The 10,302-nt window shown below is 51.6% G+C and carries 11 protein-coding genes and 1 pseudogene; 3 read left to right on the top strand and 9 right to left on the bottom strand.

Annotated elements, in window-relative coordinates:
* Nucleotides 1-35 precede the first annotated feature (35 nt).
* From RE6C_RS19685 to RE6C_RS19690, 3 genes and pseudogenes are all read left to right on the top strand, one after another.
* Nucleotides 36-1,274 carry an AI-2E family transporter gene (locus tag RE6C_RS19685; protein ID WP_008659374.1) on the top strand — a complete coding sequence of 413 codons (1,239 nt, stop codon included), beginning with the start codon at nucleotides 36-38 and terminating at the stop codon, nucleotides 1,272-1,274.
* Nucleotides 1,271-1,477: pseudogene (locus RE6C_RS33590) on the top strand (zinc-ribbon domain-containing protein); the annotation flags it as partial. The gene RE6C_RS19685 and the pseudogene RE6C_RS33590, both read left to right, overlap by 4 nt.
* A 42-nt stretch (nucleotides 1,478-1,519) precedes the next feature.
* Entirely contained in the window at nucleotides 1,520-2,290 is a 771-nt protein-coding gene (locus tag RE6C_RS19690; RefSeq protein ID WP_039962674.1) for a putative zinc-binding metallopeptidase, read from the top strand.
* A 51-nt stretch (nucleotides 2,291-2,341) separates the two neighbouring features.
* Here the strand turns inward: RE6C_RS19690 and RE6C_RS33595 are convergent, their stop codons facing one another.
* From RE6C_RS33595 to RE6C_RS19735, 9 genes are all read right to left on the bottom strand, one after another.
* Nucleotides 2,342-2,911 (bottom strand): chemotaxis protein CheX, encoded by a 570-nt coding sequence (locus tag RE6C_RS33595; protein WP_039962657.1) that lies wholly within the window; start codon nucleotides 2,909-2,911, stop codon nucleotides 2,342-2,344.
* A gap of 86 nt (nucleotides 2,912-2,997) precedes the next feature.
* Entirely contained in the window at nucleotides 2,998-3,357 is a 360-nt protein-coding gene (locus tag RE6C_RS19700; RefSeq protein ID WP_008659379.1) for a response regulator, read from the bottom strand.
* Nucleotides 3,358-3,443: 86 nt separating this feature from the next.
* On the bottom strand, nucleotides 3,444-3,890 hold the full coding sequence (locus tag RE6C_RS19705) for a chemotaxis protein CheX (RefSeq protein WP_008659380.1): 447 nt from the start codon (nucleotides 3,888-3,890) through the stop codon (nucleotides 3,444-3,446).
* A gap of 76 nt (nucleotides 3,891-3,966) precedes the next feature.
* Nucleotides 3,967-4,806: a CheR family methyltransferase gene (locus RE6C_RS19710; RefSeq protein ID WP_008659381.1), complete on the bottom strand. Its 840-nt coding sequence runs from the start codon at nucleotides 4,804-4,806 to the stop codon at nucleotides 3,967-3,969.
* The gene (locus RE6C_RS19715; protein ID WP_008659382.1) at nucleotides 4,797-5,891 is read right to left on the bottom strand and encodes a protein-glutamate methylesterase/protein-glutamine glutaminase; all 1,095 of its coding nucleotides are present in this window, start codon (nucleotides 5,889-5,891) and stop codon (nucleotides 4,797-4,799) included. The genes RE6C_RS19710 and RE6C_RS19715 overlap by 10 nt, the downstream gene beginning before the upstream one ends.
* 4 nt (nucleotides 5,892-5,895) lie before the next feature.
* Nucleotides 5,896-6,264 carry a response regulator gene (locus RE6C_RS19720; protein WP_008659383.1) on the bottom strand — a complete coding sequence of 123 codons (369 nt, stop codon included), beginning with the start codon at nucleotides 6,262-6,264 and terminating at the stop codon, nucleotides 5,896-5,898.
* A 133-nt stretch (nucleotides 6,265-6,397) separates the two neighbouring features.
* Nucleotides 6,398-9,127: a methyl-accepting chemotaxis protein gene (locus RE6C_RS29565; protein WP_081605695.1), complete on the bottom strand. Its 2,730-nt coding sequence runs from the start codon at nucleotides 9,125-9,127 to the stop codon at nucleotides 6,398-6,400.
* A 65-nt stretch (nucleotides 9,128-9,192) separates the two neighbouring features.
* Nucleotides 9,193-9,633 carry a chemotaxis protein CheW gene (locus RE6C_RS19730; RefSeq protein ID WP_008659385.1) on the bottom strand — a complete coding sequence of 147 codons (441 nt, stop codon included), beginning with the start codon at nucleotides 9,631-9,633 and terminating at the stop codon, nucleotides 9,193-9,195.
* A 39-nt stretch (nucleotides 9,634-9,672) separates the two neighbouring features.
* On the bottom strand, nucleotides 9,673-10,302 hold a 630-nt coding region (locus tag RE6C_RS19735; RefSeq protein WP_039962661.1), incomplete at its 5' end, for a chemotaxis protein CheW.

Consider the following 10,302-nt stretch of genomic DNA (forward strand, 5'->3'; position numbering starts at 1 on the left):
TTTCGCAACTAACGCTTTAGAAACGCAGACCTTCGGTGAATACACCTGACACAGACAAAAAAGTCGACTCTTCCATCGATCATCGGGCTGGGTTGATCTCCACGCGAATTTGCGCGGTCATGCTGGTGCTGTATGCCTTGTATTACGCTCGGTCGCTGGTGATTCCCATCGCAACCGCCATTGTTTTGTATCTGACCTTGCGTCCTATCGTTCGCCATGCCAAACGGGTCGGTGTTCCTTCGCCCGTCGGAGCAATCGGGATCATCGTCGGAATTTTGCTGACACTTGGTTTAGGAACGTACTTGGTTCTCGAGCCCGCGAAAGAAACGATCAGTGCCGCTCCACAGCATTTGTCAGTTGCCAAGGAAAAACTGTCGTTCATCACTGACCGTTTAAAGGATGTTGATGAGGCGACAGAAGAACTCGCCGACACGGAAGAAGCCGCGGAGGGAGAGGTCGCCAGTGAGAAGCCTGTACCTGTCGAGATCAAACAGCCTACCTGGACAAGTGGCTGGTCATACCTGAGCGGTACCGGGAATGTGGTTTCGTTTTTGACAATTTGCATCGCACTGTTGTACTTTCTGCTCGCTACGGGGGATGACCTGTTACGTAGCGTGATGCGTTCGTTGCCTAATTTTTCTTCCCGTCGAAAACTCGTCGAAGTGATTGAGAATGTGCAAGAGGGTTTGGGCAGCTATCTCGCTCAGGTTTCGGCCATCAATGCGGGGCTCGGTGTTTGTGTCACCCTCGTGATGTGGATGTTGGGAATGCCGTCGCCCATCATGTGGGGAGTCATGGCGTTTGCTTTTAACTTCATCCCGATCGTTGGGGCAATCGCGGGTGCGCTCATCATTTTCTTTGTCGCGTTGCTGAATTTTGACCCCACTTACTACGCGTTTGTCGTGACGTTGGCATTCATGACTCTCACATCGTTGGAGGGACAATTCATCACGCCGGCGATCTTGGGACGTTCGATGAGCATGAGCCCGGTGCTGGTGTTTTTGTCGATTGTCGTTTGGGGATGGATGTGGGGAATCATGGGCGTCTTTCTGAGCGTCCCCATTTTGATTGCTGCTCGGATGGCCTGCGAAGGTTATGAAGATCTACGTCCGCTGGCAATGATTCTCGGTGCGGAAGTTCCCGAGCCTGAGAAACCAGAACATACCACCGATCAAGAAGCTTCCGCTTCGACTGCCGGCTCGGCAGAGAAGCATGTTCAACACGAAAATACGCCCTCTTCACACACACACATCACGCCGTCAGTCAGTCAATGAAAACTGGAACTTGTCGCTGCGACAATCGCATCTTTTTCAACAATCATCGCTGTCTCTCTTGCGACGCGTCCCTTGGACGATGCAATGTTTGCAATTCACTCACGAGTTTTTCCCAAGGGGAAACCTCGAGTCAGTGTGACAAATGCACGACCGAGGTCTTTTCGTGCGTCAATCAAGAACACGATGTTTGCCAATCCTACAACGCAGAACCCGACACCCTTTGTCGGTGGTGTCAGCTTACCAATGTGATTCCGCCACTCGATAAACCACAGAGTGTTCAGCGGTGGGCGAGAATGGAATCCGCGAAGCGGCGACTGCTGTTGCAGTTGGAGGATTTGGGACTCCCCCCCTACATCGCGGACACACAGGTAACTCATCCACTGTTGTTTGAGTTTTTGGAAAACACCGTGGATAAGAAGGGCAAGCCGAAGAAGGTAATCACGGGGCACCAGAATGGTCTGATCACGATCAACTTGGCGGAAGCTGACAGCGTTCACCGCGAACGATTGCGAGTGAAGCTGGGAGAACCGCAACGCACGTTGATCGGTCACATGCGTCACGAGGTTGGTCACTACATCGATTGGGCGTGGGCCAGTCGTGTTGCACCCGCCAAATACCATGCTCTCTTCGGTGATCCAAATACACTGGACTATGGAGAAGCAATGAAGAAGCACTACGCAGTGGGAGCTCCGGCGAATTGGGCCGACAGGCACGTTAGTGCTTACGCGACAATGCATCCATGGGAAGACTTTGCCGAGACGGTGAATGTCTATTTGGACATCATGGCGATCGCGACGACTTCCAACGAATTAGCTGGTCGCAATTTGGATTTATCTGCCAGCGCCAACCATAGAGAATTGGTGAACTCGGTGCTGCAAATTGTGCTCGAGGTGAGCGAATACAATTTCGATCTCGGGTTGGCACCGCTACTTCCAGAACGACTGCCTCCGATTGTGCTAGACAAACTCGCCTTCATCCATGACCTGCGAAGCATGCAGCTCGAATTAGTTGAATGATACGCGTGAGAATGGAGGGGGTCCGAAAGTAGCACGCCTCGGTGTCCGGTTCTATTCTCGCGAATCTGCCGAGGGCTTGATTCCGATCTCCACGATACAATCACCACTCGCTGAGGAAAAAAGTGAACTCAAGATATTCACCTGCGGTGGCATCAAAACGCGATGACCGCTGCCAGTGACGACAAGCGGCAAACCGAGCGTCAAGTTCGGAGCTGCGAATCTTTCTTTTGCGCCGCCTACAACCATGTTTGCGATTTCGCCGATTACATCGACAACTTCTTCGTCGATTCTATCCGACGTCTTTCCGAGTAAAGCATTTGTGCAAGCAAGTGCTAATTGTTTTGGAAAGCGAACCGCCACAGTTGCTTGAGTTGCACCCGTGATCGTAACGATGCCGCTAGCATCGAAATTGAACGCGTCGCAACGACCATCGATCCGCTCGTTTCGAGTCAGATCGATTCCGCACATCGTTTTGAAAACTTGTACCGTGCTTGCCTCGACACACGTTTGAATCCCTTCGGGGAGATCCTTCGTTTCTTGCGTTTCGCGAGGCGATTGGAAAAGCGAGCTATTGCGCTGAAGTACCTCTGCAAGAATGTCTTGGCCGGCCATTTCAGTCATCGTGAGTTCCTCACTCACTAAACAACGCAATTCAAATCGAACACGAGGTTAGCGAAGAATAGAAGGGGGGTGAAAACGAGGTCGACCTACACGGCGACGTATTTGTCCAGTTTGCGTTGCAAGTCTTCTTGTTCGAATGGTTTGCAAAGATAGTCCGTAACACCGGCCTGAATAGCTTCGATTACCCGCCCTTTTTCTCCCTCGGTCGTCACCATGATTACCGGGACGGTCGAGCCCGATCCGCGAATTTCTTTGAGGAATTCGAGGCCACTCATTTCGGGCATGTTCCAATCAGTTAGAACCAAGTCAAAAGGTGTCGCTTGGAATTGCGTCCAGCCGTCGACTCCGTCACGGGCCTCGAATGTGTCCTTGATTCCACATGCATTCAGGGCACGTACAATGATTTTTCGCATGACGCCTGAATCATCAACAACTAGAACTTTCACTTTTTCTTCTCGTACATTGCTAGAGGGTGTAATGGAATTTGGTGCGACAATATGAGCGTTTCTGTGACTTGCTGTTGGGGCGAGGCTTATTCGCAACCACGACAGACAATTACTTTTAATTGTTGGCCATTCGCGGTCATTGCGACGGAGTTTTCGACTGTGGTTCCAAAAATCCGGATGTCGAAATCTTCACCCGTCGTGACGGTCGGCAGCGACAGCGTTGATGGTCCAGGAACTAGACTCTTGATGTTTCCGCCGATCATATTGGCGATTTCGGCCATCGTGTCTTGGCGGTCCTCAATGCAAACTTCCGCTTGATCCAGCATTAGCATCTTGCTGGCGGCTTGCGTTGCAAAATCCCCGGTGGTCTGAACTAAGACTGCTCCTGACCATTCCCCCGCAATTTGAACGCAACCGGTGATTGGAGCGTGCGCGGCGAGATCAGATTCGTCATTGTCCAACTCGACCGGACTATCGATCATTGTCGTGAACACGTTTTCGGTGATAGTCAGAATGTCTTCGGTGGAGATCATCTTTGCCTCGCTCTTATTGGGGGATTCCGAGTGCTGGATGGATTGGTGTCTCGGGACTGATTTCGATAGCCATTGGCTAAATCGGAAAATAGCCTGTCGTTTTGTCAATCACTCGGCGTTCAAAAGGAACGTCGAGATTCATCGTCGTTTCGGCTCCGCCTAGCAACAATACGCCATCCTTCTGCAGGTTCCTGTGGACTTTCCAAAGAATTTCTTTTTTCGTATCGACCGAAAAGTAAATGAGGACATTTCTTAGGAATACGATGTCCATTTTGGGAAGCGAAGGTGGCCATGGTTGAACCAAGTTCAGGACCCGGAAGTCAACCATCTTTCGAATCTCATCGCTGATTTGCCAGGTCACACCATTGCGTTTGAAATACTTCAGAACCATGGGCATCGGAAGTCCACGATTGATTTCAGTTTGCGTGAAAATTCCCGATTGAGCCTTGTCAAGAATCTGCTTGGAAAGATCCGTCGCAGTCAAGCGTACTCGCCATCCTGCGAGTTCAGGAAAGTTCTCTTTTAGCAACATGGCAATGGAGTAGACCTCTTGTCCACTTGAGCAAGCGTTCGACCAAACGTTCAAAACGCGTTCTTTGGAACGTTTTTGTATGAGTTCTGGAATCAGATGCGTCCGCAAAGCGTTGAAGGGGTGCAAATCGCGAAAGAAGCTTGTCTCGTTCGTTGTCATTGCGTCGATTACCGAATCGACCAGGGCGGTTGATCCGGGGCGTTTGAGGGCTTCGACCAACTGATCGAGATCGGACAAGTTGTGAGAGCGAGCAATCGGCATCAAACGCGACTCGAACAAGTAGGTCTTTGTCTTCTCGATGACAATGGCCGATTCTTTCAGCACGAGTGCCGCAAGGTAGTCGAAGCTACGCGAATCGATCGCTGGTGAGGGTGCTAGCGACATGCGAGTGCTCCCGTGAGACGTGTCCGATTGCTGTTTGTTGCCAATCTGTCAATCTCAGAAGCAATGTGAGACAGCGGTTGGATCGATGTTTCCAGACCGGCGCGGTGAACAGCGGCTGGCATTCCCCAGACGACGGAGCTCGCTTCGTCTTGAATCAGGATCTGGCCACCAGACGCTTGGATTGGTTCGCATCCGCGTGTTCCGTCTTGGCCCATCCCAGTCAAGACAACCGCCAACAAGTTCCCTCCGTAGAGCGAGTGAGCGGAGCGAAATAGGACATCGACAGCAGGACGGCATGAGTTTTCGGGGATTCCCTGGTCCAAATGAACCTGTACCTCGTTTCCAACTCGTGCCAACTTCATATGGAAGTCACCCGGCGCAATCCAGACGCCTCCGGCATGGACCGGATCACCGTGGTTTGCCTCTGTCACTGTCAGTTGCGATAGGTGGTTCAATCGATCGGCCAAGTGCCTCGTAAAAATAGGAGGCATGTGCTGGACGGCCAAGATTGGGACAGGAAAATCAGCCGGTAGCCGCGGGATGATTTCCTGCAAAGCGTTGGGACCGCCGGTCGAGCTACCGATCACAACCGCATCGATACGACGAAGAGCTCTTTTCCCGTTTGCTGATGCACGAGGCACGATCCGCTTAGGGGCTGCGGTACCCGCAGCAACGGCCGAGGGACAAAGCGACTTAAGACGAGGAATCATTTCCTCGCGAACTCTTTGCATCGCTACGCTGACGCTGCCAACGTTGGCAGGCTTGGTGACATAATCGTTGGCTCCCTTTGCCAATGCATCCAATGTCGCCGTTGCTCCACGTTCGGTTAAGGTACTGAACATGACGACGGGCAATTTCGGATAGAGCTTGCGAATTTCGACAAGCGTTTCGATCCCGTCCATTTCAGGCATTTCCATGTCCAATGTGATCACGTCGGGATTGAGCTGCGGGATTTTGGCAAGAGCAATTCGCCCATGTGCCGCAGTTCCGACAACCTCAATCAGAGGATCCGAAGACAGAGAATCGGTGAGGAGTCGCCTGATGACTGTTGAGTCATCGACAACCAAGACACGTATCTTGTTCATCGATTCAAACTCCCACGCCGAGGATGTGCAACTTGTCGGCAATGGTTGCTTTGTCGAAAGGCTTCATGACGTACTCATTGGCACCCGCGACGAAGGCTTCTGCCATGCGTTCCATCTCAGTCTCGGTCGTTACCATCATGATTGCGACGTCGCTGTACTTGATGTCAGCTCGAACGGTTCGGATGAAGTCAATGCCGTTCATCCGAGGCATGTTCCAATCCACCAACAGAATGTCGGGTGTTTCGATTTCTGCGAGACGCTCGAGCGCTTCCACGCCGTCGCCAGCCTCAGAAACTTCGAAGCCGAGGGTACGCATCATGTCGCCGATAATTCGACGAATGGTGCGAGAGTCATCTACAACAAGGGCGTGCATGATAAAGTTTCAATCGAAGGAATAATTGAAGGAAGCAAGTGCTTCGAAGTATCTGTTCGCCCGTGTCCCGCCTACCCGTTCAGAACAACGGGTAGGCATTTTGAACGCAAGCGAATCTAAAAGCGTGACTGGCCTAGACCGTTTGCAACGCTCCCATTGGAATTGGGACGGAGACGGGTGCCCCAACAACATTTCGTTGTCCATGGCTAGTTGAAGCATGATTTTGCTGCGTGAATCGAGTCACAAGTTCTTGCAATTCAGCCGCCATGCGACTCATTTCGGCTGCCGCTTGCTGGGTGTTCGAAGCACCTTGGGTGGTGCTTTCGGCAGCCGAAGCGACCGACGTGATGTTTTGAGCGATTTCACCGGCTCCACGCGAAGCTTCCGCAACATTACGTCCCATCTCATTGGCAGTTGCAGTTTGTTCTTCAACAGCACTTGCGATAGTGGAAGAGATGTCATTGATCTGATCGATCACTTCACTGATCTCACGAATCGCCGTCACGGCACCGTCTGTGTCATGCTGAATCGCGTCAATTTTCAGACTGATGTCTTCTGTTGCTTTCGCGGTTTCCTTAGCCAACTCCTTGACTTCGTTCGCGACAACGGCAAATCCCTTCCCAGCTTCGCCAGCACGAGCTGCCTCGATCGTCGCGTTCAATGCCAACAAGTTGGTTTGCTCGGCGATGGAGGTGATGACATTCACCACTTTGCCAATTTCGATGCTGCTTTCGCCAAGCTTGGCAATGGTTCCATTGGTGGTGTTGGCAACCGAAACGGCCTGCTGAGAAACTTGCGCGGCGTCCGCTGCATTCTTGGCAATCTCCCGAATCGCAGCGTTCATTTCTTCCACACCAGTTGAAACTGTTCCAACGTTCATACTCACTTGTTCCGATGCGGCAGATACCACGTTCGCTTGGGAGGAGGTTTCCGTTGCGTTGCCACTCATTTGAGTGCTGACCGCAGAAAGCTCTTCCGATGCACCCGCCAGAGCCGTCGCATTTTCGCCGATGAGATTCATTGCGTCGCGAAGTTCGCTAGCTTGTGCCTCCTGTTTCTTGGAATCCTCGATAACCTGAAATTCAGCCTGTTTTGCCTCAGTAACGTCGAATGCTAGTTTGACGACTTTATAGACGCGACCCATGTCATCTCTGACCGGAGCGTAAACCGCTTGGATCCAGATTTCATCTCCCGATTTCGTTAGTCGTTTGAAGGTGTCGGTTTGCGAGTGACCCGCAGCCAAGTCCTTCCAGAATTTGGTGTACTCTTCGGAGTTGGCATAGGTTGGATCGACAAACATCCGGTGATGTCGTCCAACCAATTCATCTTCGGTGTATCCCAATGCTCTCTGGAAGTTCTCGTTCGCACTGGTAACTTTGCCGGTGGGATCGAACTCGATGAACGCGTAAGCCTGGTCGATTGCGTTCATGAGTCCGTCCGCATCCTGGCGAGCAATTTCGGCTTCCGTGATGTCGTATCGAACGCCAATGTACTTTCTGGGCTTGCCGTTGCTGCCCATCACAGGGGCGATGCAGGCGTCGACATAATATGGGGTTCCGTCCTTCGCTAGGTTCTTGATCTTCCCGCGGAAAATCTGGCCTTTCCCAATAGTCGACCAGAGTTCTTTGAAGACCTCTTTGGGCATGTCCGGATGGCGTGTCGTGCTGTGTGGATGCCCTATCAATTCGCTGCGGCTGTACTTGGAGACTTCGACGAACTTGTCGTTGATCGCCGTGATGTCCCCCTTCAGGTCCGATTCTGAACAGATGCAAGTCATGTTTAGAATTTCTTCGCGGACCTTCAACTCGGCTGCTTTTTCTCGGTTTTGAACGACCTCTGTGCAGTTTGTCTTGAACGCAACGACCTTGTACGGTTTGCCACTGGCATCGAGGACGGGGTTGAAACTTCCTTGGAACCAGATGGCTTTGCCGGACTTCGTGATACGTTTGAACTCTCCGACTTGGAAGTTGCCTCTTCGGAGTTCCTCCCACAGTTTGGCGTGCTTTTCTTTTTCGTTCCGAGTTGGCTCGATCAGCAACTCATGACTCTTGCCTTGTAGTTCGCTCAGCGAATATTCCAAGTCATCGAGAATGATCGAATTGGCGTGAATCAAGGTGCCATCCAATTCAAACTCGACCATTCCAACCGACTTGCTGACGGCTGCGATTTGGCTTGCATAGTCGCTGTTTTCTTTTTCTTGACGTGCGATATCACGTCGCAGCAAGAATGTCAGTCCAGCGACGAAGATCATTAGAAGTCCGCCGACTGCCTTGAGAAACAAGGTGCGGGAACGAGTGGTCGCGGTTGCGAGGGCTTGGTCATTTGCCTCAATTTCAGCGTTTCGCTTCACCACATCGCGGATTGCAGCAAAGTGATCCGAGAAATGCTTTTCCAGTTCACCTCTCACCAAAAATGAAACCATTTCCGGATTGTGTTGTCTTGCCGCCGGTAGGAGTTCTGTCTCGACAACGTCGAAAAACTTCTTCGCTGCGTCCTGCGAGCGTTCTAGGAAAGCTAGCTTGAGTTGCGGGTCATCGATCGAGTCGGTCCACCGACTGAGTGATTCGTTGTATTCGTTTTTCAGGCGAGTGAAATCCGATGCGATCGCTTCAATTTCGCCCGGCGAGTCCGCATCACGAAGCTTCTTCGTAAGCCAAGAGGATTCGATGATGAACGCGGGTGGCGGCAAGATGTCTGCCATCAGATTCTTGTCAGCAACAATCTTGTTGTAATGCGGTCCATCGATCTTGACTGCGTTCAGCGTCGAAAAAGTGGTGGCGGCAAACAAGACAAAACCAACCGCGAAGACGACGGCAAGCGTCGTCAGCTTCGCATTCATCGAAAGGTTTCTTAGTTTATTCATCGAAGGGCTCCAAGTGCTTGCATTCAGCAATGCGGAAGGTGAAGGATCAGGTTTGGAAGTCAGGTTCAGCTGGAATGAACGTCTTGAACCACCTCGGTGGTGTTCAAAACAAGTAACAATTGGTTGTCGAGCTTGTACGCCCCCTCGACATAGTCTCTGGCTGGCCCCTGCAGCGTATCGGGCAAGGATTCATAGTCCTCAGTATTTACGTCAATGACGTCGCCGATTCGGTCTACTAGCAGACTCACCGCTCCATCGTCGGAACGAATCACGACATTCATTGGAAGTTTCTCTTCTGTTCGATTCGAGTATCCGAGGCGAGCTCGCATGTCGAGCGCCGTTACAATTTGACCTCGCAGATTGATCAGTCCGGCAACGGATGCCGGTGTCAGTGGTACCTGCGTCATCTCTTGGTAGCGAATGACTTCTTGCACTTGATGAGCGTTCACTCCAAAGAAGTGATCGTCCAAGAAGAAGGTGCAAAATTGCCGTGTCGTTTCGACCATCGTGAATAGCTTTCGGGAAAACAAATTGTTTGATGTTGGTTACAAGCACTGACTTAGGATCGAGGGTAGATCAACTAAATCGGTAACTTGATCTTGGACTACCGCCGAGAGGAGTCGTCCACTCGATCGGGTTTCTTTGGTAATCGCGATGGGTTGATCGACGATGTCAATGATGCGATCGACGACAATCCCAACAGTGCGGTTGGCTTCGGTGTAAACCACGACTTCCATCAGATGGTTGTCCGTGTCTTGGGAACTCGGCATGCCCAATACCTCGCTCAATTGGACGAGCGACAAAATTTCCCCGCGGTACTGAACGACCTCTCGTCCGTCTGCGATTTCGATTTGATTGCGATTGATCTGTTCAAGACGTGTGATTTGAGCCAGATCGATCGCAACACGGTTCGTCGGTCCGATGCCGGCCACTAAAAGCGTTCGATGATCTTCGATTTTGGATGCTTGGTGAGTTTGGATTTCGTTCTTGGTTGCTCGTCCTACATCTGTGATGACGTTGGCCGAATGAGCGAGGCCCATGACATCCAAGATCAGAGCGACTTGGCCGTCGCCCATGATGGTGGTTCCCGAATAGACGGCGATGTCTTTTAGCTGGCTGCTCAAAGGCTTGACGACAATTTCTTCGCTGTCATTGATTCGGTCGACGATAAGCCC

The sequence above is a fragment of the Rhodopirellula europaea 6C genome (genome assembly GCF_000338295.1).
GTDB lineage: Bacteria > Planctomycetota > Planctomycetia > Pirellulales > Pirellulaceae > Rhodopirellula > Rhodopirellula europaea.

Coding starts and splice junctions, on each gene's coding strand:
- RE6C_RS19715 (WP_008659382.1), bottom strand. CDS start 5,891: ATGAACAAGATACGTGTCTTGGTTGTCGATGACTCAACAGTCATCAGG.
- RE6C_RS19730 (WP_008659385.1), bottom strand. CDS start 9,633: ATGGTCGAAACGACACGGCAATTTTGCACCTTCTTCTTGGACGATCAC.
- RE6C_RS19710 (WP_008659381.1), bottom strand. CDS start 4,806: ATGTCGCTAGCACCCTCACCAGCGATCGATTCGCGTAGCTTCGACTAC.
- RE6C_RS29565 (WP_081605695.1), bottom strand. CDS start 9,127: ATGAATAAACTAAGAAACCTTTCGATGAATGCGAAGCTGACGACGCTT.
- RE6C_RS19705 (WP_008659380.1), bottom strand. CDS start 3,890: ATGATCTCCACCGAAGACATTCTGACTATCACCGAAAACGTGTTCACG.
- RE6C_RS19720 (WP_008659383.1), bottom strand. CDS start 6,264: ATGCACGCCCTTGTTGTAGATGACTCTCGCACCATTCGTCGAATTATC.
- RE6C_RS33595 (WP_039962657.1), bottom strand. CDS start 2,911: ATGACTGAAATGGCCGGCCAAGACATTCTTGCAGAGGTACTTCAGCGC.